Below are 22,501 nucleotides of genomic sequence, written 5' to 3'. Positions count from 1 at the left end.
ACCGGCGGAGCGTCACGCAGGGACGCTCGCCACGCCCGGAGCGAGGAACCGCTTGCCGTTGACGCGCTCGCTGACGCCCTCACGGTCCAGGTACGGCGTGATGCCGCCCAGGTGGAAGGGCCAGCCGGCGCCCGTGATCAGGCACAGGTCGATGTCCTGGGCCTCGGCGACGACGCCCTCGTCGAGCATGAGCCCGATCTCCTGCGCCACCGCGTCCAGCACCCGCGCCCGCACCTGCTCCTCGGTCAGCACGACGTCGCCCTGCTTGAGCAGCGCGGCGACCTCCGGGTCCAGCTCCGGCTTGCCGCTGTCGTAGACGTAGAAGCCGCGCTTGCCCGCCTCCACGACCGCCTTGAGGTTCGGGGAGACCGTGAAGCGGTCCGGGAACGCGCCGTGCAGCGTCTCGGAGACGTGCAGACCGATGGCGGGGCCGACCAGCTCCAGCAGCACCAGCGGGGACATCGGCAGACCGAGCGGCTCGACGGCCTTCTCGGCCACCTCGACCGGGGTGCCCTCGTCGATGACGTTCTGGATCTCGCCCATGAAGCGGGTCAGGATGCGGTTCACGACGAACGCCGGGGCGTCCTTGACCAGCACCGCGGTCTTCTTCAGCTTCTTGGCGACGGCGAACGCGGTCGCCAGGGACGCGTCGTCGGTCTTCTCGCCGCGGACGATCTCCAGCAGCGGGAGGACGGCCACCGGGTTGAAGAAGTGGAAGCCCACGACCCGCTCGGGGTGCTTGAGCTTCGACGCCATCTCCGTCACCGACAGGGACGAGGTGTTGGTGGCGAGGATCGCGTGCGCCGGGGCGACCGCCTCGACCTCCGCGAACACCTGCTGCTTGACACCGATCTCCTCGAACACGGCCTCGATGACGAAGTCCGCGTCGGAGAAGCCCTCCGCCTTGTCCAGGACACCGGTCACCAGCGCCTTGAGGCGGTTGGCCTTGTCCTGGTTGATCCGGCCCTTGCCGAGCAGCTTGTCGATCTCGGCGTGGACGTAGCCCACACCCTTGTCGACCCGCTCCTGGTCGATGTCGGTCAGCACGACCGGCACCTCCAGGCGGCGCAGGAAGAGGAGCGCGAGCTGCGAGGCCATGAGGCCCGCGCCGACCACGCCCACCTTGGTGACCGGGCGCGCCAGGTTCTTGTCCGGGGCGCCGGCGGGACGCTTGCCGCGCTTCTGCACGAGGTTGAACGCGTAGATGCCGGCGCGCAGTTCACCGCCCATGATCAGGTCGGCGAGGGCCTGGTCCTCGGCGTCGAAGCCCTGCTGGAGGTCCTCGTTCTTCGCGGCGGCGATGATGTCGAGGGCGCGGTAGGCGGCCGGGGCCGCGCCGTGCACCTTGGAGTCCGCGATGAAGCGGCCCTTGGCGACGGCCTGGTCCCAGGCCTCGCCGCGGTCGATCACCGGGCGCTCGACCTTGACGTCGCCCTTGAGTACCTGGGCGGTCCAGATCAGCGACTGCTCCAGGAAGTCGGCGCCCTCGAAGAGCGCGTCGGCGATCCCGAGGTCGAAGACCTGCTGGCCCTTGAGCTGCTTGTTCTGGTTGAGCGAGTTCTCGATGATGACCGAGACGGCCTTCTCGGGGCCGATCAGGTTCGGCAGCAGCGTGCAGCCGCCCCAGCCGGGCACCAGGCCGAGGAAGACCTCCGGCAGCGAGAACGCCGGGATCGCCTTGGAGACGGTGCGGTAGGTGCAGTGCAGGCCGACCTCGACGCCGCCGCCCATCGCCGCGCCGTTGTAGTAGGCGAAGGTCGGCACGGCCAGCTTCGCCAGGCGCTTGAAGACCTCGTGGCCGCCCTTGCCGATGGCGAGCGCGTGCTCGTGCTCCTTCAGCAGTTCGACGCCCTTGAGGTCGGCGCCGACCGCGAAGATGAACGGCTTGCCGGTGATGCCGACACCGACGATCTCGCCGTCCGCGGCCTCCTTCTCGACCTGGTCGATCGCGGCGTTGAGGTTCGCGAGCGAGGCGGGGCCGAAGGTGGTCGGCTTGGTGTGGTCCAGGCCGTTGTCCAGCGTGATCAGCGCGAAGCGGCCGGCGCCGGCGGGGAGGTCGAAGTGGCGTACGTGCGCGCTGGTGACGACCTCGTCGGGGAACAGGTCCGAGGCCTGCTTCAAAAGCTCGGCGGTGGTGCTCACTTGTCCCCCTCGAAGTGCGGGTTCTCCCAGATGACCGTCGCGCCCATGCCGAAGCCGACGCACATGGTGGTCAGGCCGTAGCGGACCTGCGGCTGCTCCTCGAACTGGCGGGCCAGCTGCGTCATCAGGCGGACGCCGGAGGAGGCCAGCGGGTGGCCGAAGGCGATCGCGCCGCCGTACTGGTTGACGCGCTCGTCGTCGTCCGCGATGCCGTAGTGGTCGAGGAAGGCCAGCACCTGCACGGCGAAGGCCTCGTTGATCTCGAACAGGCCGATGTCGGAGATGGACAGGCCCGCCTTGGCGAGGGCCTTCTCCGTGGCCGGGATCGGGCCGTAGCCCATGACCTCCGGCTCGACGCCCGCGAAGGCGTACGACACCAGGCGCATCTTGACCGGCAGGCCGTTCTCGCGGGCGAACTCCTCGCTCGCGATGATCGACGCGGTGGCGCCGTCGTTCAGACCGGCCGCGTTGCCCGCGGTGACCCGGCCGTGCACACGGAACGGCGTCTTGAGGTTCGCCAGGTTCTCCAGGGTGGTCCCCGGGCGCATCGGCTCGTCGGCGGTGACCAGGCCCCAGCCGGTCTCCCCGCCCTCCGGGCTGGTCCGGCGCACCGAGATCGGCACCAGGTCCTGCTGGATCTTGCCGTTGGCGTACGCCTTGGCGGCCTTCTCCTGGGAGCGCACGGCGTACTCGTCGGCGCGCAGCTTGGTGATGTGCGGGAAGCGGTCGTGCAGGTTCTCCGCGGTCATGCCCATGAACAGGGCCGACTCGTCCACCAGCTTCTCGCTCACGAACCGCGGGTTCGGGTCGACGCCCTCGCCCATCGGGTGGCGGCCCATGTGCTCGACGCCACCGGCGATGACGGCGTCGTAGGCGCCGAAGGCGATCGAACCGGCGGTGGTCGTCACGGCGGTCAGCGCGCCGGCGCACATGCGGTCGATGGAGTAACCGGGCACGGACTGCGGCAGGCCCGCGAGGATGCCGGCGGTACGGCCCAGGGTCAGGCCCTGGTCACCGATCTGGGTGGTCGCCGCGATGGCGACCTCGTCGATCTTCTTCGGGTCCAGACCGGGGTTGCGGCGCAGCAGCTCCCGGATCGCCTTCACGACAAGGTCGTCGGCGCGGGTCTCGTGGTAGATGCCCTTCGGGCCCGCCTTGCCGAACGGGGTACGGACGCCGTCGACGAAGACGACGTCCCTGACGGTACGAGGCACGATGGCTCTCCTCCTGTGCGGATGGCACTGCTGCGTTGCGCTGAGCGCGCGCTCAGGACCCATGCTACTTATGAGTAACGTAGCTGCACAGTCCGGGAGGCGGGAGCGGCGAAGGTCACATCTTCCGGGGCTCACCGGGGCGGCGCCGACCTCGGGGCGTCAGGACCGGCATGGGCCATCGCCGACAGGGTCGGATGCGTCGGCCGGGGCCGCCGTCAGCGGCGGACCGCGTCGCCCGCGCCCCGACCCGCCGGAGACATCGGTCGCCGCCTGTCACGCCCCGGCCGGCGCCGGTGCCCCCGCGGAGGTGAGCCCGCCGGTCGGTGAGGGATGGCCGACGGCGACCACCGGCAGCCCGAGCCGCCGACGGGGCTCTCAGGATCTTGGCGTGATCTCGACGTCCCTGTCCCGCTTCCGCGGCCCCTGCGGCGCTCACTGGAAGAGCGTCTGGGCGGGCACGGTCCTGGCGCGACTCCTCAGTCCCGCGCCGACAGCGCGTCGACCAGCACCGGCGTGACCAGCTCGATCTGCCAGGGCCGCGCGCCGTACCCGGCCAGCGCGGCACCCACGGACTCCTCGTCGACGGACGCCGGCGGCTCCCAGCAGATCCGCCGCACCGTGTCCGGGGAGATCACGTTCTCCTGGGGCATGGTGAGCCGCTCGGCCAGCGCGGTCACCCCCGCGCGGGCGGCGGACAGCCGGGCCGCGGCGGCCGGATCCTTGTCGGCCCAGGCACGCGGCGGCGGAGGCCCCGTCACCGGCTGCCCCGGCTGCGGCAGCGCACTGTCGGGAAGGGCCTTGGCCCGGTCCACCGCGGCCTGCCACTGCTCAAGCTGCCGCCGCCCCATCCGGTGCCCGAACCCGTTCAGCCCGGCGAGGACGTGCACATTGCCCGGCAGGGCCAGCGCCGCCTCCACGATGGCCGTGTCGCTCAGCACCTTCCCCGGCGACACGTCCCGCCGCTGCGCGATCCGGTCCCGCGTCTGCCAGAGCTCGCGCACGACCGCGAGCTGCCGGCGCCGGCGCACTTTGTGCATCCCGGAGGTGCGGCGCCAGGGGTCCTTGCGCGGCTCGGCCGGCGGCGCCGACGCGATCGCGTCGAACTCCTCAAGGGCCCACTCCAGCTTGCCCTGCCGGTCCAGCTCCTTCTCCAGGGCGTCCCGCAGGTCGACGAGCAGTTCGACGTCGAGCGCCGCGTACCGCAGCCAGGGCTCGGGCAGCGGGCGGGTCGACCAGTCGACGGCGGAGTGGCCCTTCTCCAGGACGAAGCCGAGGACGCCCTCCACCATGGCGCCGAGACCGACCCGAGGGAAGCCCGCGAGCCGGCCGGCCAGTTCGGTGTCGAACAGCCGGCTCGGGACCATGCCTATCTCGCGCAGGCACGGCAGGTCCTGGGTGGCCGCGTGCAGCACCCACTCCACGCCGGACAGGGCCTCGCCGAGGCCGGACAGGTCGGGGCAGGCGACGGGGTCGATCAGCGCGGTCCCGGCGCCCTCGCGGCGCAGCTGCACCAGGTAGGCGCGCTGCCCGTAGCGGTAGCCGGAGGCGCGCTCGGCGTCCACGGCGACCGGGCCGGTGCCGGCGGCGAAGGCGGCGATCACCCGGTCGAGGGCCGCCTCGTCGGCGATCACGGGCGGAATGCCCTCGCGCGGTTCGAGCAAAGGAGTCGGCGCCCCCATCACAGAAGAACCTGCGTCGTCCGGAGGGGTGCCCCCGGTGGTGCGCAGGGAACTGTCTGCTGCGGTGTCTTGGGCGTCGGTCACCTGTCAAGGGTATCCGTGTGTGGACCGCGTCCGTCGACGGAACGTTCCGTCGACGGACGCGAGAGGGGCGTAAACCAGTCAGCTCGGGGCAAGGGCTGGTTCACACGAGTGAAGGCCGGATCCGCCGAAGGGAGGCGTCCGGTCGGCTCAGTGGATGATCCCGGTACGCAGGGCCACGGCCACCATGCCGGCCCGGTCGCCCGTTCCCAGCTTGCGGGCGATGCGGGCCAGGTGGCTCTTCACGGTCAGGGCGGACAGGCCCATGGACACGCCGATCGCCTTGTTCGACTGGCCCTCCGCGACCAGCCGCAGCACCTCGACCTCGCGTCCGGACAGCTCCCGGTAGCCGCCCGGGTGACTCGGGGCACCCGGGGGGCGGCGGTGCATACGGGCGGCGGCGCCGAGGGGAGCGGCGCCGGGCCGGGCGGGGAGCCCGATGTTGGTGCGGGTGCCGGTGACGACGTAGCCCTTGACGCCGCCGGCCAGCGCGTTGCGGACGGCGCCGATGTCGTCGGCGGCGGAGAGGGCGAGTCCGTTGGGCCAGCCCGCGGCGCGGGTCTCGGACAGCAGGGTGAGACCGGAGCCGTCGGGGAGGTGGACGTCGGCGACGCAGATGTCGCGCGGGTTGCCGATGCGGGGACGAGCCTCCGCGATGGACGAGGCTTCGATGACATCGCGCACGCCGAGCGCCCACAGATGGCGGGTGACGGTGGAGCGGACGCGCGGGTCGGCCACGACCACCATGGCGGTCGGCTTGTTCGGGCGGTAGGCGACCAGGCTTGCGGGTTGCTCAAGGAGAACGGACACCAGGCCTCCTGGGTGGGGGGGACGGGGCCGGCTTGTGGGGAGGAAGCCGGGACGAACCGTGCTTTCAAGGTCACAGTCGTCTTCGGCAGCAAACTCGTCCGCCTTTAGAGAATGATCACGATCTAGTGAGTAACAATCTGGGCAATTCGGACACGCGATCGATCATCCGAAGATCAAGTCGGTTCGAGCGAGTGCGATTCGAGTACGGAAAATGGCCGTATCGACAAAGAGACGGTCAATGAAGGGTCCGGTGCCGGCCGGTCACCGGGACTGCGGGCCCCTGCGCTGCGGCAGGGTCACCACCGACGCGTCCCCCGGCCCGGCCGGCGGCAGGCCCGCGACCTGCGCCAGCAGATCGCACCAGGAGGCCAGGTGGGAGGCCGTGTCCGGCACCCCGCCCAGGCCCTCCCGGGGCGTCCAGGACGCCCGGATCTCGATCTGCGAGGCGGCCGGCCGCTCGGCCAGCCCGCCGAAGTAGTGCGAACTGGCCCGCGTGATCGTGCCGCTCGGTTCGCCGTAGCCCAGCCCGCGCGCCGCCAGCGCCCCGGTCAGCCACGACCAGCACACCTCCGGCAGCAGCGGATCGGCCGCCATCTCCGGCTCCAGCTCCGCGCGCACCAGCGTCACCAGCCGGAACGTGCCCCGCCAGGCGTCGTGCCCGGCCGGGTCGTGCAGCAGCACCAGCCGCCCGTCGGCCAGCTCCTGCTCGCCGTCCACCACCACCGCCTCCACCGCGTACGCGTAGGGGGCGAGCCGCTGCGGGGCGGGCGTCGGCTCCACCTCGACCTGGGGCCGCAGCCGGCTGCCGCGCAGGGCCTCGACCGCGGTGCGGAAAGCCGGCGGACCCGAGGCACCGGGGTGCCCGTCCGTCTCCTCGGTGTCCTTCACGTCGCCCGTTCCGTCAGCGCTGTCCGACATTCGTCCGTGAGCCGCAGCCATGCGGGGAAGAGTAAGGGGAACCGGGGCGTCGTGCAGGGCAAGACACCCCCCTGCGGCCCACGCGGCTGCGCCCGGCCGGCGGGACACCGGCCAGGTCCCTGTCCGGCGGCATGCGAAACTTGCCTCGTGACCGCCAATGACACCCCGCAGCCGACAGCGACGTACGACAGCGCCTTCCTCAAGGCGTGCAGGCGCGAACCCGTGCCGCACACCCCGGTGTGGTTCATGCGCCAGGCCGGCCGCTCCCTGCCGGAGTACCGCAAGGTGCGTGAGGGCATCCCCATGCTGGAGTCCTGCACGCGTCCCGAGCTGGTCACCGAGATCACCCTCCAGCCGGTACGGCGGCTCGGCGTGGACGCGGCGGTCTTCTACAGCGACATCGTCGTCCCCCTCAAGGCCATCGGCGTGGACCTCGACATCAAGCCCGGCGTCGGCCCGGTCGTCGAGCAGCCGATCCGCACCCGCGCCGACCTCGCCCGGCTGCGCGACCTCACCCCCGAGGACGTCACCTACGTCACCGAGGCCATCGGCCTGCTCACCCGCGAGCTGGGCGCCACCCCGCTGATCGGATTCGCGGGCGCGCCGTTCACCCTCGCGAGCTACCTGGTCGAGGGCGGTCCCTCGCGCACGTACGAGAACGCCAAGGCGATGATGTACGGCGACCCCGAGCTGTGGGCCGACCTGCTGGACCGGCTCGCCGACATCACGGCCGCCTTCCTGAAGGTGCAGATCGAGGCGGGCGCCAGCGCCGTCCAGCTCTTCGACTCCTGGGCCGGAGCCCTGGCCCCCGCCGACTACCGGAAGTCGGTCATGCCGGCCTCCGTGAAGGTCTTCGACGCGGTCGCCGGGTACGGCGTCCCGCGCATCCACTTCGGCGTCGGCACCGGTGAGCTGCTGGGGCTCATGGGCGAGGCCGGCGCGGACGTCGTCGGCGTCGACTGGCGCGTCCCGCTGGACGAGGCCGCCCGCCGCGTCGGCCCCGGCAAGGCGCTCCAGGGCAACCTGGACCCGACCGTCCTGTTCACGGACAAGGACACCCTCGCCGCCAAGGCCCGCGAGGTGCTCGACGCCGCCGCCGGCCTGGAGGGGCACGTCTTCAACCTCGGCCACGGCGTCATGCCGAACACCGACCCGGACGCGCTGGCCCGGCTCGTGGAGTACGTCCACACCGCCACCGCGCGCTGAGCCGCCGGCCGGCTCACCACGAGGACCGGCTCACCACGAGTAGTGGGGCCGCGCGCGCCTGCCGAACAGCAGGCCGGGCGGCTCCGGCGGGGGCGGCGTGCCGGGCTTGAGCGGCCAGGCCAGCAGCATGCCCGCCACGAAGCCGACCACGTGCGCCGCGTACGCCACCGTGCCGGCGCCGGACACCCCGTGCCCCGACGAGTACACCGCCTGGAGCCCGAACCAGAAGCCCAGCACCAGCCAGGCGGGCAGCCTGAGCGGCAGGAAGACCAGGAACGGCACCAGGACCCACACCCTGGCCTTCGGGTAGAGGACCAGATAGGCGCCGAGGACGCCGGCGATCGCGCCGGACGCGCCGATCAGGGGGTCCGAGGAGGTGGCGTTGAGCAGCGCGAAGCCGTAGCCGGCCGCGTAGCCGCAGACGACGTAGAAGAGGAAGAAGCGGATGTGGCCCATCCGGTCCTCGACGTTGTTGCCGAAGATCAGCAGGAAGAGCATGTTGCCCAGCAGGTGCAGCCAGCCGCCGTGCAGGAACATCGCCGTGAACACCGACAGCGGCGGGGACTTGTCGTAGCCGGGCGGCCCGACGACGCAGCCCGGTCCGCCGGGGCCCACGCCGACCTCCCCGGTCGGGACGAGCCGGGGCAGCTGATGGTGGATCAGTTCCCGGGGGACCGCCGCGTAGTGGTCCATGAAGGCCTGGAGATGGCACAGCTGCGCCAGCCGGCTGCTGCCGGCCACGGAGCCGGCTATGCCGGGCATGGTGAGGAACACCAGCACGTTGGCGGCGATGAGGGCGTACGTCACCCAGGGGGTGCGGCGTACCGGGTTCACGTCATGGACGGGGATGACCACACAGAAGTAGTGCCCGCGATCGGGCGTACGAATCGGTGAACGCCGCCGGGCAGGCGCGCGTATCTGTTCTCAACCGACGTGAGGAACAGGCGATGACGAACGCTCCGCAGGTTTCGGCGATGCACGCTCTGCCCGACGGTGAGGCGGAGATCTCTCTGGTCGTACGGCTCCCCTGGGAGGACGTCGCGCGGCTCGGCCAGGAGGCGGGCCGGCTCGCCACGCAGATGCAGCGGCCGGTGACGCTGGACGAGGCGGTGAGTTACCGGCTGCGCTCCACCCGGCCGCCGGCGTCCCACGCGAAGCCCTCCGGGGAGCAGCCGGCGGCGGTCTCGGCCCTGCCGCGGATCACCGGCACGGCGTAGGCGCGCGGCAGGGGTGCGGCGCCGTCGTGGCCGGTCGGGCCGCTCCCCGCGCCCCTTCGGCCGGTCAGGCCGCCCGTACCTTCGAGACGGCCTTCCTCGCCGCCACCAGGATCGGGTCCCACACCGGTGAGAACGGCGGGGCGTAGCCCAGGTCCAGGGCCGTCATCTGTTCCACCGTCATCTGCGCGGTCAGCGCCACCGCAGCGATGTCGACCCGCTTCGCCGCCCCCTCCCTGCCGACGATCTGCACGCCCAGCAACCGGCCCGTGCGCAACTCGGCGAGCATCTTGACCGTCATGGGGGCGGCGCCGGGGTAGTAGCCGGCGCGGCTGGTCGACTCGATGGTGACCGTCTCGAAGCGCAGACCCACCCTGCGGGCGTCCTTCTCCCGCAGTCCGGTGCGGGCGATCTCCAGGTCGCAGACCTTGCTGACCGCCGTACCGACCACACCGGGGAAGGTGGCGTAGCCGCCGCCGGCGTTGGTGCCGATGACCTGGCCGTGCTTGTTGGCGTGGGTGCCGAGCGGGACGTACTGCTCCTGCCCGGAGACCAGGTTCAGCACTTCCACGCAGTCGCCGCCCGCCCAGATGTTCTCGTGCCCGCGCACCCGCATCGCTAGGTCGGTGAGCAGCCCGCCGTGCGCGCCGAGCGGGAGGCCGGCCGCCCGGGCGAGGGCGGTCTCCGGGCGGACGCCGATGCCCAGGACCACCAGGTCGGCCGGGTACTCGGCGTGCTCGGTGGCCACCGCGCGCACCCGGCCGTCGTCCCCGGTGAGGATCTTGGTGACCTCCGCGTTGTTCACCATGGCGATGCCGAGCCCCTGCATGGCCCGGTGCACCATCCGGCCCATGTCCGGGTCGAGCGTCGACATGGGCTCCTTGCCGCGGTTGACGACCGTCACCTCGAAACCCCGGTTGATCAGCGCCTCGGCCATCTCGACGCCGATGTAGCCGGCCCCGACGACCACCGCCCTGCGGCCACGCGTGCGGGCCAGCGTGTCCAGCAGGGCCTGGCCGTCGTCCAGGGTCTGCACGCCGTGCACGCCGGGCGCGTCCACTCCGGGCAGGTCCGGGCGGACCGGGCGGGCGCCGGTGGCGATGACGAGCCGGTCGTACGGCGTCCAGGACTCCGCGCCGGAATCGACGTCACGCGCGCGTACCCGCTGCCCCGGCACGTCGATCTCCGTGACCTCGGTGCGCAGCCGCAGATCGATCCCGCGGGCCCGGTGCTCCTCCGGCGTCCGGGCGATGAGCCGGTCCCGCTCGGGGACCTCGCCGCCCACCCAGTACGGGATGCCGCACGCCGAGAAGGAGGTGGAGTGGCCGCGCTCGAAGGCCACGATCTCCAGCTCCTCCGGGCCCCTCAGCCGTCGCGCCTGCGACGCCGCGGACATGCCCGCGGCGTCGCCGCCGATCACGACCAGCCGTTCCCTGCCGCCGCTGCCCCGCCCACCGCTCATGCTCATGGGAACACGCTACGGGGCGCGGTTCCTTCCGTCCCGGCCGCCTCCCCGGCTCCGTCCGGGCTCGCTTCCCGTCGTCCCGCCCCCGTGTGCCGTCCGCACCGGGGCGGGCGCAAGGCCCCGACCGCTGGTGGCGCCCGCCCGAGTCGCAGTGATCTACACCACAACATTCCCAGGGCCCGTGATGTTTGACGGCCGGGGTGCGCTGGACCGATGAGCCGCCCATGTGACGGGTGTGCTTCCTGTGCTCTTCTTCTACGGCCTCTTCGCGGGCCTTGTGTGGGGTGGATACGTCGTGAGCCGTCGTACGTCGCATGCGTACAGACCGCTGAACCTGAAACGCCGGGTGTGGCTGACGCTGGGTGCCGTGGTGCTGGGAGGCGGCGGGGTGACCTACGCCGTCGCCAGCCCGTCGTCCGATTCCGGCGCGACCGGCCGGGCCAAGCGGCCGGTCAAGGTCTACGCCCTCGCGCTGAAGGGCACCGCTGCCGACCGGCAGGATCTGGCGCGCACGGACACCTCGCAGTTCTCGATGCTCGGCGTCTCCTGGGCGGGTGCCACCACGCGGCTGCACGGCACGGCGCAGGTGCGCACCCGCAGCACGGCGACCGGGGAGTGGAGCGCCTGGCGCGACCTGGAACTGAACGTGGATCCGCTGGAGAAGCCGGGACGCCGCGTGCGCGGCGCGTCCGAGCCGCTGTGGGTCGGGTCCTCCAACGGTGTGCAGGTACAGGTCGTCCGCAAGAACGGCTCCACCACTGCCCTGCCCAAGGGGCTGGAGGTCAACCTGGTCGATCCGGGTGTGGTGACCGACGCCGAGGCCGAGGCGCCCGGCAGCGAGCCGGCCGCGTTCGTCGCAGAGGGAAGCCCCGACGCCACGAGCAGCAGCACCCCCGCCGATCCTGCCTCTCCCGGCGACGGCACCGTCGTGACGCCCACGGACGGCCAGACCGCCACGTCCCCGGCCCCGACGGACACCACCACGTCCACGGCCGCTCCCACCGACTCAAGCTCCGCCTCCGCCTCCGCCTCGGCGAGCCCGTCCGCCAGCCCGTCGCCCACCGGGCCGACCGCGCCGCCGTCGACTCGGCCCCAGCCGCCGATCGTCGACCGCGCGGGCTGGGGCGCTGACGAGTCGATCAGCCCGCAGGCGCCGGAGTACAACGCGGACGTGAAGGCCGTGTTCGTCCATCACACCGACGGCGCCAACGACTACTCCTGCACCGACTCGCCGTCGATCGTGCGGAGCATCTACGCCTACCACGTACAGGTCGAGGGCTGGAAGGACATCGGCTACAACTTCCTCGTCGACAAGTGCGGCACGATCTTCGAGGGCCGCAAGGGCGGCGTGGACCTGCCCGTGCTGGGTGCCCACACCTACGGCTGGAACCGTGAGTCCGCGGGCATCGCGGTCCTCGGCGACTACACCACCACCAGCGCCTCCAACGCCGCGCTGGCCTCGATCGCCCGTCTGGCGGCCTGGAAGCTCGGCCAGTACGGCGCCGACCCGGCCGGCACCACCCAGCTCACCGCCGGCGCCACCCAGAAGAACTACTTCAGCACCGGTTTCACCGCAGGAAGCGCCTACACCTTCCAGCGGATCTCCGGCCACCGGGACGGGTACAACACCCAATGCCCCGGAAACACCCTCTACCCCCAGCTGCCGACCATCCGGGCCTGGGCGGCCGGACCGGTGCAGGGCCTGAAGATCACCTCACTGGGCGGCGCGACCGCGTCCGGATCGACCTACTACACCAAGGGCGCGATCACCGCGCACTGGACAGCCACCACACCCGGCTCGCTCATCAAGAGCTTCCAACTGCTCGTCGACGGCAAGACCGTGGCCACCGCCTCCGGCACCGCCACCTCCGTCGGCGCCACCCTGCCCCTCGGCAGCCACACCATCGCCGTGCGGGCCGTACACCAGTCCGGCAAGACCGCGGCCAGCTCCGCGCTGACCGTCGTGGCGGAGACGACCGCGCCGACCTTCACCACCACCCCGCGGATCTCCCTGCGTTCCGGCACCGTCAACACGTCCGCCGTGCCTGTCACTCTCGGTTGGAAGGCCACCGACGACAAGGCGCTGCAGAGTGTGAAGCTGCTGTCCCCGACCACGGCGACGTTCAGCCCGACCACCACCAGCTCCAGCCGCACCGCCACATCCGGGACCGCCACGACCTGGTCGATGCGGGCCTACGACTACGCCGGCAACTACCGCACCTCCTCCCCGGCCTACACCCCTGCGATCCTCCAGGAGAGCTCCGCCACGAAGACCGGCAGTTGGACCACCCGGTCGTCCACCAGCTACCTCGGCGGCAAGTCCTACTCCAGCGGCTCGAAGGGCGCCGGCCTCACCTGGACCTTCACCGGCCGCTCCGCGGCCTGGGTGGTGTCCCGGGCCTCCACCTCCGGCCAGGCGTACGTCTACGTCGACGGCACCAAGGCGGCCACCGTCGACCTCAAGTCGGCAACCACCCTGTACCGGCAGGCGATCTGGACCAAGAGCTGGTCCAGCAGCGCCAAGCACACGATCAAGGTCGTCGTCGTGGGCACCAGCGGCCGTCCCACCGTCACCACCGACGGCCTCGTCTACATCAAGTGACCATGTGAGCCGAGCCGGGCCGAGCCGGTCGGCGCATGCGGGACCGCATGCGCCGACCGGCGGCCGGCACGACATGCGTCCCACCCCGAGGGGACCGAAACACACAACGGTCACGGCCCGGACCCCGCCTCCCGGAGGGCGTGCCGGCGGGGTCTGAGAGAGTGGGGGGATGAGCGCAACGGGTAGCAGCGCGCCGGGCGGGAGCCCGGGGCACGTCGTCGTCATCGGGGCCGGCATCGCCGGGCTGGCCGCAGCGCACCGGCTGCTGGGGCGCGGAGCGCGGGTGACCGTGCTGGAGGCCGGCGACCGGGTCGGCGGCAAGCTGCTGCCCGGCGAGATCGCCGGCGTGCGCGTCGACCTGGGCGCCGAGTCCATGCTCGCCCGCCGCCCCGAAGCGGTGGCCCTCGCGCGCGAGGCCGGACTCGGCGAGCTGCTCCAGCCGCCCGCCACCGCGACCGCCTCGATCTGGACCCGGGGCGCCCTGCGGCCCATGCCCAAGGGCCATGTGATGGGCGTGCCCGGCACCGCCGCCGCCCTGGCCGGCGTCCTGTCGGACGAGGGCCTGGCCCGCATCGAGCGCGACGCCGACCTGCCCCGCACCGAGGTCGGCGACGACGTGGCCGTGGGGGAGTACGTGGCGGCCCGGCTCGGCCGCGAGGTCGTCGACCGGCTCGTCGAACCCCTGCTCGGCGGGGTGTACGCGGGCGACGCCTACCGCATCTCGATGCGCTCCGCCGTCCCCCAGCTCTTCCAGGCCGCCCGCACCCACGCCTCCCTCACGGAGGGCGTCCGGGAGATCCAGGCGAAGGCCGCCGCCCAGCAGCAGACCGGGCCGGTCTTCATGGGCATCGCCGGCGGGGTCGGCCGGCTGCCGCAGGCGGTCGCCGACTCGGTGCGCGCGCGGGGCGGCGAGATCCTGACCGGCACGCCCGCGCGTGAACTGCGCCGGGAGGCGGCCGGCGGCTGGCGGATCACCGCCGGGGAGCGCGTGCTGCGCGCCGACGCCGTGATCGTCGCCGTACCCGCCCCGGCCGCCGCCGCCCTGCTGCGCGCCGAGTCCCCGGGGGCCGCCGCCGAGCTGGACGCCGTCGAGTACGCCTCGATGGCCCTGATCACCCTCGCCTACCGGCGCGCCGACCTGAACCTGCCCGCGGGCAGCGGCTTCCTGGTGCCGCCCGTCGACGGCCGCACCATCAAGGCCTCCACCTTCGCCTCCCAGAAGTGGGGCTGGATCGCCGAGGAGGACCCGGACGTGGTCGTCCTGCGCACGTCCGTGGGCCGCCACGGCGAGACGGAGGTCCTCGGCCGGGACGACGCCGACCTGGTGGAGGTCTCCCGGCACGACCTGCGGGAGGCCACCGGCCTGGCCGCCGCACCCCTGCGGACCCGGGTCACCCGCTGGACCGACGGCCTGCCGCAGTACCCGGTCGGGCACCACGCGCGCGTGGCCCGCGTCCGCGAGCAGATCGCCAAGCTGCCGGGGCTCGCGGTGTGCGGCGCGCAGTACGACGGCGTCGGCATCCCGGCCTGCATCGCGAGCGCGTACGCGGCGGTGGACCAGCTCGGCGGCGACCTCACCGGGGTCCGGGAGCTCACGGCCAACCCGGTGCAGAGCCTGCACGGCGGAGCGGGAGAATAGGGACCATGAGTGACGACGCCCCCACCACCGAGTCCGGCAGGATCCCGAACAAGGGCAAGCTGGCCAAGGACCTCAACGAGGTCATCCGCTACACCCTCTGGTCCGTCTTCAAGCTGAAGGACGTGCTCCCGGAGGACCGCGCGGGTTACGCCGACGAGGTCCAGGAGCTGTTCGACCAGCTCGCCGCCAAGGACGTGACGATCCGCGGCACCTACGACGTCTCCGGCCTGCGCGCCGACGCCGACCTCATGATCTGGTGGCACGCCGAGACCAGCGACCAGCTCCAGGAGGCGTACAACCTCTTCCGCCGCACCAGGCTGGGCCGCGCGCTCACGCCCGTGTGGTCGAACATGGCGCTGCACCGCCCCGCCGAGTTCAACCGCTCGCACATCCCGGCGTTCCTCGCCGACGAGACGCCCCGCAACTACGTGAGCGTCTACCCGTTCGTCCGCTCCTACGACTGGTACCTGCTGCCCGACGAGGACCGCCGCCGCATGCTCGCCGACCACGGCAAGATGGCCCGCGGCTACCCGGACGTGCGCGCCAACACGGTCGCCTCGTTCTCCCTCGGCGACTACGAGTGGATCCTGGCCTTCGAGGCCGACGAGCTGTACCGCATCGTCGACCTCATGCGCCACCTGCGCGCCTCCGAGGCCCGCATGCACGTCCGCGAGGAGGTCCCGTTCTTCACGGGCCGCCGCAAGGACATCGGTGAACTGGTGGCGGACCTCGCCTGAAGCGCCCCGAAGGGGCGCGGGGAACGGCGCGACTCAGGCAGTACGAACCCGCGGCCGACCGACGACCCGGCCCCGGCACCCCGGTAGTCGCGCCTAACGCCGGTCGGCTTTCCCCTTGAGCGCGTCCCGCCGGACCCCCTTCTCGGCCGGACCGCCGGAGGCGACCGGTTCGGGGCGCGGCGCGCACGACGCGTGCCGCGCCGGGACACGGCCCTCCAGCAGGTACGCCTCCAGGTACCCGTTGACGCACCTGTTGGGCCCGCCCCCGACGCCGTGCGTGCCCGCGTCCCGCTCGGTCACCAGCACCGAGCCGGCCAGCCGCCGGTTCATCTCCAGCGCGCCCTGGTACGGCGCGGCGGCGTCCCGCTCGGCCGCCAGGACCAGCACCGGCGGCAGCTCACCGAGCCCGGTCCGCACGTCCAGCGGCCGTTGCCGGGGCGCCGGCCAGTAGGCGCACGGCAGGTTCATCCACGCGTTGTCCCAGGTCTCGAAGGGCGCGACCCGGGCGAGGCGCGTGTTGTCCCGGTCCCACACCGCCCAGTCCGTCGGCCAGGGCGCGTCGTTGCACTCCACGGCCGTGTACACCGCGCTGCCGTTCTCCGCCTCGGCGGCGCTCTCCGGGCTCGGCGTGGCCAGCCGGACCAGCGGCTTCGGGTCGCCGTGCAGATACGCCGAGAGCGCCGCCGCGCGGCTCGGCCAGAAGTCGTCGTAGTACCCGGCCGCCAGGAAGACGTTCTGCAACTGGCCGGGACCGACCGTCCCGCCCGCCGCCTTCCCGGCCAGCCGTTCGCGCGCGGTGTCGTAGCTGCGCTGCACCCGCGCGGGCGTGGCACCGAGCCGGTACACGTCGTCGCGCCGGGCGATCCAGTCACGGAAGTCTGCCCAGCGCTCCTCGAACGCCACCGACTGGTCCAGGTTGCTGCGGTACCAGATCTTCTGCGGGTCCGGGTTCACCGCCGAGTCCAGCACCATGCGCCGCACGTGGGAGGGGAACATCGTCGCGTAGAGCGCGCCGAAGTAGGTGCCGTACGACGCCCCCATGAAGGTCAGCCGGTCCTCGCCCAGCGCGGCCCGCAGGACGTCCAGGTCACGGGCGTTGTTGAGCGAGTTGTAGAACCGCAGCCCGCTCCCGGACCGCTGGGCGCAGCCGCGCGCGTACGCCTTCGCCTGCGCGATGCGCTGCCGCTTGTACGCCTCCGACGGATGCGTCGGTGACGCGGTGGGCGCCTTGAAGAAGCGCTTCGGGTCCTCGCAGGACAGCGGCGCCGACCGGCCCACCCCGCGCGGGGCGTAGCCGACGAGGTCGTAGGCGGCGGCGATCCGCTGCCACGCCGGGATCGTCCCGATGAGCGGGAAGTACATGCCGGAGGCGCCGGGGCCGCCCGGGTTGAAGACCAGGGCGCCCTGCCGGGGAACCCTCCGCTTGCTGTTGCGCGGGTCCTTGTGGGTGGCCTGGGCGCGGCTGACGGTCAGCCGGATCCGCTTGCCGTTCGGGTGCGCGTAGTCCAGCGGGACGCTCACCGTGCCGCACCGCACGCCGGCCGGTGCCTCCGGGACGTCGGCGGCGGCGCAGGGACCGAAGTCGATCCCGGCCGCCCGGGCGCGGGCCACGGCCACCGCGGTGCCGCGCAGTTCGGCCGCGCCGGGGGCGCCCACCGTGTCGGGGGTGCCGGGCGTGCCGCCCGCCGGGGCCGCGGCCAGGGCGGTCAGGAGCAAGGAACCGGCGGCCGAGTAGAGGGCGGCAGCTTTCATCGCGTATCCCTTCGGTGCGCGGCGGCGATGGCACGGCTGCCACGGCCCGGCGACGACAGAAGGGATATTTCGGTCGGCAGTGGGGGAAGGCAAGCACCGTCGGGCCGGTGTCGGCCCCAATGCCCCCTGTGCGCCCCCTGAAGCCGCCCCCTGCGGATCCCGCCCGGGGTCCTTACTCCCGCCAGGGCTGGTCGCGGTGGGTGAAGGCCGCGCGCAACCCCGGTTCGCCTATCGCGCGGATGCCGCGGACGGCGACGGAGGTGAGGAACGACCGCTCGTCACCGGCCGGCTCGCCGGGCAGCGCGCTCAGCAGCCGCTGCCCGGCGGGGGAGGCCCACCGCGAGTACGGATGCACCTCGAACCGGGCGATGGCCAGACAGCTCAGCGCCAGGATGAGGGGCAGGGTGAACCACAGGCCCACCAGCAGGCGGGGCGTCCCGGTCTGGACGGGCAGCAGCAGCGCGGTCACGCCCAGCGCGGCCACGGCGAGCACGGAGGCCCGCACCTGGCGGACGGCGGCGCCCACGGTCGTCCCCGTGCCCTCGGGCACCGCGAGACCCGCGCGGACCAGCCCGTCGGCCAGCCGGCGCACGGCCTCGGCCCCGGCCGCCCGGTCCCGTACCGGCGCGATCCGCGACTGCCCCTCCGGCCCTATGGCTCCTATGACGGACCGCTCCATCTCGTCCCGCCCGTGCGGGTCCACGACCGTGGCCCAGCCGGTGTGCGCGAGCAGCAGCCGGCGCTGACGGGCCATGGAGAGCAGGGTCACATCGGCGACCCGCGCGGGGCCGCCGGAGAGGAAGGCCGCCTCGTACAGCGTCAGATCACGCTCCCCGTCCGTCGGCGCGTCACGCACGTCCGCGGCTGCCGCGCGAACGGCCGCCAGGCACAGCCGGGTGCAGGCCGTACCGGCGAAACCCCAGGCCAGGAGCAGGAGAAGGACCCAGAACATGACGTGTTTCTATGCCAGAGGACCGGGCGCACGCCATGCCCATTTCAGAATCCGGACGCAGTGTTGCCGGTCTGTGACGTTCCGCTTTCCGGGCTGGTCAGGGGCTGTTCGTGTCCGGAGGCGGGCTGCTGGTTGCGGGCGGCAGCGAGACGGTCTCGCCGGGCGATGCCTGCGGCTGCGACGCCTGGCCCTGCGCTGCCTGGTCCAGCGATGCCTGGCCCGCTGACGGATCGGCCGCTGACGGATCGGCCGCTGAAGGCACGGCCGCTGACGGATCGGTCGGTGACGGCTCGACCGGTACCGCCGCGCTCGGGTCGACCTCCGACGGGGTCGGCACCGGGGAGGCGGCGGCCGCCAGATCCCTGGCCAGCGCGGCGAAGTCGACGTACCCGGTCGCCTCCAGGACCTTGATGTGGTCCAGAACGGTCGCGTTGGCGTCGTCGGCGAGATCGCGGACCAGGGAGTTCTGGGTGCCGGCCCGGATCTGCGCGACCAGGGAGAACACCCGGCCGTGGGCGAGCCGGAGGAGGCCGGCGAACTGGCGGTCGAAGTCCTGGCCCTCGGCCGTGTCCAGGGTGGCCAGCCACTGCTTCTGCTGCTCGTTCGGCTCGTTGGGCAGGGCGATGCCGAGCTGGGTGGCGACCGTCCGGACGTGCGCGTCGAGGGAGGTGTGGCCGTCGACGAGGTGCCGGCCGGCCGTGCGGACGGCGGGCGTGGTCCCCTTCCGCTGCGCCAGCTCCCCGGCGGGCAGCTCCCACAGCCCGGCCAGCCGCACCTTGGTGACGAAGTCCCGGTCCTGCGCGGACAGCGGGCCGTACGGCGTCGTCACCGTCCGCGCGCTGAGCACGCTCGCGCTCGCCGGGTCGTCCTGCCGGTCGGCGTACGACCACAGCGGGACGAGCAGCGCGACGACCGTCGCCGCCAGGGCGGTGACGATGAGCCCGGTGCCGCTGAATATGCCTCGTCCGTTGACCGGGGGTCGCGGTCGCGGTCGCATGATGCCTCCTGCGCCGCACGCCGGGGGTGCTGGGGGTGGGTGCGGGGTTGGCATATTACTGGGGGGTCCGAAGGGGCTTTCGGGCGCGGGCCGCGGGGCCGGTTCGCGGCGCCGACGGGGTGGTTGCGGTGACGTCGGCGCGTGCGGGTGCGTCGTGGCTGGTCGCGCGGTTCCCCGTGCCCCTTCGGGGCGCTCGGGGCAACCCGTCAGACGCCGCGTCGCAGCACCCGCTCCACGAACCCCCGCTTCCGCGGTGCCGGGCCCGAGCGGTGCAGCCACCAGTCCCGCAGTTCGCGCCGTGCCCCCGCGTCGGCCGGCCGGCCCAGCTTCAGCAGGTGGCCGGCGAAGTCGAGCGCGTCCAGCCGGTACCCCCCGCGCATCGGCCGCTGCCGGGCGTACTCCAGGAACGTCTCCCGGTACCCCGGCCCCAGGATCACCGGCAGCTCGGGCGCCACCTTCGCCACGACCCCCGCCCGCTTCGCCGCGAGCGCCCGCGCCTGCACCCCCATCCGCACCCGGTCGAACCCCTCGGGCACCGGCGTCCCCGCCACCAGGGACGACAGCACGGCGGTCTGCGCGACCCCGACCCGCTCGCGCACGCCCGCCACCGGCCCCGCCACCGGTCGCGCCAGGACACCGACACCGCCGGCCCGGGCGGCACCGCCGAGGGCCGGTGTCCGCGCCGTACCCCGCACCGCGTCCTCCGTCGCGCGCCCGACCGTCACCGCTTCCCGGATCGCGTCCAACTCCCGCTCCAGCTCCGCCGGTTCCGGGAAGTTCTCGTCCCGCTCCAGGAGCACCCCCGGCGGCGCGACCCGGGCGGCGAGGCCGGTCAGGATGTCGAGGACCGGACGCGGCACGGGATGCGCATGGCTGTCGTGCCAGACGCCGTCGCGCTCGAAGCCGCCCGCGACGTGGACGTAGGCGATCGCCTCAAGGGGCAGCGCGGCCAGCGCCTCGGCGGGGTCCTCGCCCCGGTTGACGTGGTTGGTGTGCAGGTTGGCCACGTCGATCAGCAACCGTACGCCGGTCCGCTCGACCAGCTCGGACAGGAACTGGCCCTCGGTCAGCTCCTCGCCCGGCCAGGAGAACAGCGCGGCGATGTTCTCCAGGGCCAGCGGCACCGGCAGCGCGTCCTGCGCGATGCGGACGTTCTCGCACAGCACGTCCAGCGCGTCCCGGGTGCGCGGCACGGGCAGCAGATGGCCGGCCTCCAGGCGCGGGGAGGCGGTGAGCGCGCCGCCCGCCCGGACGAAGGCGATGTGCTCGGTGACCAGCGGCGAGCCGAGCGCCTCCGCCCGCTCGGCGAGCGCCGTCAGCCGCCCCTCGTCGGGCCGGTCGGCGCCGCCGAGACCCAGTGAGACACCGTGCGGGACCACCGTCACACCGCGCTCGCGCAGCCGCAGCAGCGACTCGGGCAGGTGCCCGGGGCAGACGTTCTCCGCCACGACCTCCACCCAGTCGATGCCGGGCATGCGCTCCACGGCATCCGCGATCTCCGGCCGCCACCCGATCCCGGTCCCCAGTCGCCGCATGGTGCTTCCCCCTCCTCGGCCCGTGCTGCTGCGTCGAGTGACGGGGATATGGCCCCGGCGACCGCCCTCGAACCCCCCGCCTGTCGCGTTCAGAGCAACATTTGAGGTTGCGAGCGGCCCGCCTCCGGCCGCGCCGGCCTCCCCGGTCAGCGCAGGGCCGGGTGCTCCGCCACCACCGTGCAGGAGCCCGGGGCGATCTCGGTGAAACCGGCGTCGCGGACCACGGGCAGGCCGCTCGTGGTCAGGCGGGGCCAGTCGGCCGGGGCGGCCGTGCGGACGGAGAGGGGGAAGCCGGCGTCGCGCCAGGCGGTGCGGGCGGCGTCCGGCAGGGCCCACCAGGCCAGTTGGGCACCGTGGCCGGCCTGGGCCATCGCCTTGCCGGCCGACATCTCCAGGTCCGGGTTCAGCCAGAGCACGGGCCGGCCGGCCGGGTCGGCGGGAGCCGGCGGTTCGGGGTCGTCCAGCTCGGTGCCCGACACCTGGAGCTTCGCCAGGTCCTTCGGCCAGCCGTCCAGCGGGATCGGCGGGAAGACCCGGACCTCCGCGGAGGCGCCGTGCACCGTGATCCCGGGCAGTGCCTCGGCGCGCCGCCACTCGGCGCCCCGGGCCCGGCGGACCACCTTCCGGATCCGGGCGTCCTCCCAGTCGCGTACCGCCTCGGCCCACTCGCCGTCGCCGTGCGCCCGCTCGTCGCCGAGCAGGGTCAGGACGGCCCGGGCGGCGGTCTCCAGCGCGTCGGTACGGGCCGGCGGGGCGCCCCGCTCGATCCGTACCACCAGCGGCAGGACGAACTGGGGCGCCTCGTCACGCGGATCGCGTGCGGGCTCGACGGGGCTGTCGGCAGTGGCGGCGGCGGGGGCGGCGGGGGCGGGAACGTGGCTCACGGGAACCCAGCCTACGAAGCCCCGGTCGGACCGATCAACGCGCGGGCGGGACGAGAGGCTCACGCGGGCGGGACGAGAGGGTCCGCGCGGGGGATTTTCCGGCGACGCCGGTGAACCTGCTGGCTACGCTCACCCCTCTTGACCGATGGAAGGGACCGGAGGGGGAGTGCCATGAGTCAGTACTTCGACATCGGCGACGAGACGCTGTGGAACCCGTCCAACGGGGCCGCCCGGCTCTTTCTGCGGCAGGTGGAGGTCTTCGAGGCCGAGCTGGGGCTGCCGTCCGGTATCGGGCCGATGCGGAACGACGAGTGCCAGATCGATCCGGACGCCTTCGGGGTCTTCGTGCACGCCCTGCTCGCCCGGCACCGGCGGACCGGCCACACCGTCATCCTGGCCCTCTCCGAGGGCTTCGTCGGCACCGTCGTCGCCCTCGCCCAGCGCGCCGGGACCGACATCGACTGGGGCCGCCTCGAAGCCTCCCCGGACGGTCCGCTGTCCGACGTGCAGGTCTCGGCCACCGGGGTGTCCGCGCCGCCGGGGGACGGAGGACCCTGGGCCGCGGCGGTGCGGGCCAGGGCCGCCGAGCTGAGCCGGGGCATGGCCCGCTGAGCCCGGCCGGCGCGGTGAGCGCCGTACCGGACGACCCCGTACCGGATCCCCTGCAACAGGAT

Annotated in this window: 18 protein-coding genes and 1 pseudogene; 7 read left to right on the top strand and 12 right to left on the bottom strand. The window is 73.1% G+C overall.

What is annotated here, in order from left to right; genetic code table 11:
• Positions 1 to 12: 12 nt before the first annotated feature.
• Positions 13 to 2,142 (bottom strand): 3-hydroxyacyl-CoA dehydrogenase NAD-binding domain-containing protein, encoded by a 2,130-nt coding sequence (locus AQJ11_RS27505; protein ID WP_059264826.1) that lies wholly within the window; start codon positions 2,140 to 2,142, stop codon positions 13 to 15.
• Positions 2,139 to 3,356 (bottom strand): thiolase family protein, encoded by a 1,218-nt coding sequence (locus tag AQJ11_RS27500; protein ID WP_014675644.1) that lies wholly within the window; start codon positions 3,354 to 3,356, stop codon positions 2,139 to 2,141. Before AQJ11_RS27500 ends, AQJ11_RS27505 begins: the two co-directional genes overlap by 4 nt.
• A 373-nt stretch (positions 3,357 to 3,729) precedes the next feature.
• Between AQJ11_RS27500 and AQJ11_RS51265 the strand changes: the two are divergent.
• A pseudogene (locus AQJ11_RS51265) lies at positions 3,730 to 3,831 on the top strand (carbohydrate ABC transporter permease); the annotation flags it as partial.
• A gap of 1 nt (position 3,832) precedes the next feature.
• Here AQJ11_RS51265 and AQJ11_RS27495 read toward each other — a convergent pair.
• From AQJ11_RS27495 to AQJ11_RS27485, 3 genes are all read right to left on the bottom strand, one after another.
• Positions 3,833 to 5,119, bottom strand: a complete 1,287-nt coding sequence (locus AQJ11_RS27495) for a ribonuclease D (RefSeq protein WP_203349044.1) — start codon at positions 5,117 to 5,119, stop codon at positions 3,833 to 3,835.
• A gap of 147 nt (positions 5,120 to 5,266) precedes the next feature.
• A complete protein-coding gene (locus tag AQJ11_RS27490; protein WP_014675646.1) occupies positions 5,267 to 5,926 on the bottom strand; it encodes a response regulator transcription factor in 660 nt (219 codons plus the stop codon).
• Between the two features lie 261 nt (positions 5,927 to 6,187).
• Positions 6,188 to 6,865 (bottom strand): DUF3000 domain-containing protein, encoded by a 678-nt coding sequence (locus AQJ11_RS27485; RefSeq protein WP_078611836.1) that lies wholly within the window; start codon positions 6,863 to 6,865, stop codon positions 6,188 to 6,190.
• 126 nt (positions 6,866 to 6,991) lie between these two features.
• Between AQJ11_RS27485 and hemE the strand changes: the two genes are divergently transcribed.
• A complete protein-coding gene (hemE, locus tag AQJ11_RS27480) occupies positions 6,992 to 8,050 on the top strand; it encodes a uroporphyrinogen decarboxylase (protein WP_014675648.1) in 1,059 nt (352 codons plus the stop codon).
• 30 nt (positions 8,051 to 8,080) lie between these two features.
• Here the strand turns inward: hemE and AQJ11_RS27475 are convergent, their stop codons facing one another.
• Entirely contained in the window at positions 8,081 to 8,905 is an 825-nt protein-coding gene (locus AQJ11_RS27475; RefSeq protein ID WP_014675649.1) for a rhomboid family intramembrane serine protease, read from the bottom strand.
• A gap of 119 nt (positions 8,906 to 9,024) precedes the next feature.
• Between AQJ11_RS27475 and AQJ11_RS27470 the strand changes: the two genes are divergently transcribed.
• Complete coding sequence (locus tag AQJ11_RS27470) at positions 9,025 to 9,267, top strand: hypothetical protein (RefSeq protein ID WP_175252444.1); 243 nt, start codon at positions 9,025 to 9,027, stop codon at positions 9,265 to 9,267.
• Between the two features lie 64 nt (positions 9,268 to 9,331).
• Here AQJ11_RS27470 and AQJ11_RS27465 read toward each other — a convergent pair whose 3' ends face one another.
• The gene (locus AQJ11_RS27465) at positions 9,332 to 10,732 is read right to left on the bottom strand and encodes an FAD-dependent oxidoreductase (protein ID WP_014675651.1); all 1,401 of its coding nucleotides are present in this window, start codon (positions 10,730 to 10,732) and stop codon (positions 9,332 to 9,334) included.
• Positions 10,733 to 11,063: 331 nt separating this feature from the next.
• Between AQJ11_RS27465 and AQJ11_RS27460 the strand changes: the two genes are divergently transcribed.
• The 3 genes from AQJ11_RS27460 to hemQ all read left to right on the top strand — a co-directional run bounded on the left by AQJ11_RS27460 (position 11,064) and on the right by hemQ (position 15,707).
• Complete coding sequence (locus AQJ11_RS27460) at positions 11,064 to 13,331, top strand: N-acetylmuramoyl-L-alanine amidase (RefSeq protein ID WP_244218372.1); 2,268 nt, start codon at positions 11,064 to 11,066, stop codon at positions 13,329 to 13,331.
• 169 nt (positions 13,332 to 13,500) lie between these two features.
• Positions 13,501 to 14,970 (top strand): protoporphyrinogen oxidase, encoded by a 1,470-nt coding sequence (hemG, locus tag AQJ11_RS27455; protein WP_079082420.1) that lies wholly within the window; start codon positions 13,501 to 13,503, stop codon positions 14,968 to 14,970.
• 5 nt (positions 14,971 to 14,975) lie between these two features.
• Positions 14,976 to 15,707 carry a hydrogen peroxide-dependent heme synthase gene (hemQ, locus tag AQJ11_RS27450; protein ID WP_014675654.1) on the top strand — a complete coding sequence of 244 codons (732 nt, stop codon included), beginning with the start codon at positions 14,976 to 14,978 and terminating at the stop codon, positions 15,705 to 15,707.
• 93 nt (positions 15,708 to 15,800) lie between these two features.
• Here the strand turns inward: hemQ and AQJ11_RS27445 are convergent, their stop codons facing one another.
• From AQJ11_RS27445 to AQJ11_RS27425, 5 genes are all read right to left on the bottom strand, one after another.
• Positions 15,801 to 17,459: an alpha/beta hydrolase gene (locus AQJ11_RS27445; protein ID WP_059264824.1), complete on the bottom strand. Its 1,659-nt coding sequence runs from the start codon at positions 17,457 to 17,459 to the stop codon at positions 15,801 to 15,803.
• A 172-nt stretch (positions 17,460 to 17,631) separates the two neighbouring features.
• Positions 17,632 to 18,411, bottom strand: a complete 780-nt coding sequence (locus AQJ11_RS27440; protein ID WP_059264822.1) for a TIGR04222 domain-containing membrane protein — start codon at positions 18,409 to 18,411, stop codon at positions 17,632 to 17,634.
• A 97-nt stretch (positions 18,412 to 18,508) separates the two neighbouring features.
• Positions 18,509 to 19,408 carry a DUF4142 domain-containing protein gene (locus AQJ11_RS27435; protein WP_059264820.1) on the bottom strand — a complete coding sequence of 300 codons (900 nt, stop codon included), beginning with the start codon at positions 19,406 to 19,408 and terminating at the stop codon, positions 18,509 to 18,511.
• Between the two features lie 206 nt (positions 19,409 to 19,614).
• A complete protein-coding gene (locus tag AQJ11_RS27430) occupies positions 19,615 to 20,943 on the bottom strand; it encodes an MbnB/TglH/ChrH family RiPP precursor modification enzyme (RefSeq protein WP_059264819.1) in 1,329 nt (442 codons plus the stop codon).
• A gap of 146 nt (positions 20,944 to 21,089) precedes the next feature.
• Positions 21,090 to 21,827, bottom strand: coding sequence for an aminoacyl-tRNA hydrolase (locus AQJ11_RS27425; RefSeq protein WP_014675659.1), 738 nt, complete (start codon positions 21,825 to 21,827; stop codon positions 21,090 to 21,092).
• A gap of 171 nt (positions 21,828 to 21,998) precedes the next feature.
• On the opposite strand from AQJ11_RS27425, the gene AQJ11_RS27420 reads away from it, so the two are divergent.
• Positions 21,999 to 22,439 carry a DUF6086 family protein gene (locus AQJ11_RS27420; protein ID WP_059264817.1) on the top strand — a complete coding sequence of 147 codons (441 nt, stop codon included), beginning with the start codon at positions 21,999 to 22,001 and terminating at the stop codon, positions 22,437 to 22,439.
• The last annotated feature ends 62 nt before the right edge of the window (positions 22,440 to 22,501 follow it).

This window comes from Streptomyces corchorusii (genome assembly GCF_001514055.1).
In the GTDB taxonomy this organism is placed as follows: domain Bacteria; phylum Actinomycetota; class Actinomycetes; order Streptomycetales; family Streptomycetaceae; genus Streptomyces; species Streptomyces olivaceoviridis.
The sequence above is the reverse complement of the archived record's forward strand: the minus strand, read 5'-3'. Positions and strand labels throughout refer to the sequence as shown.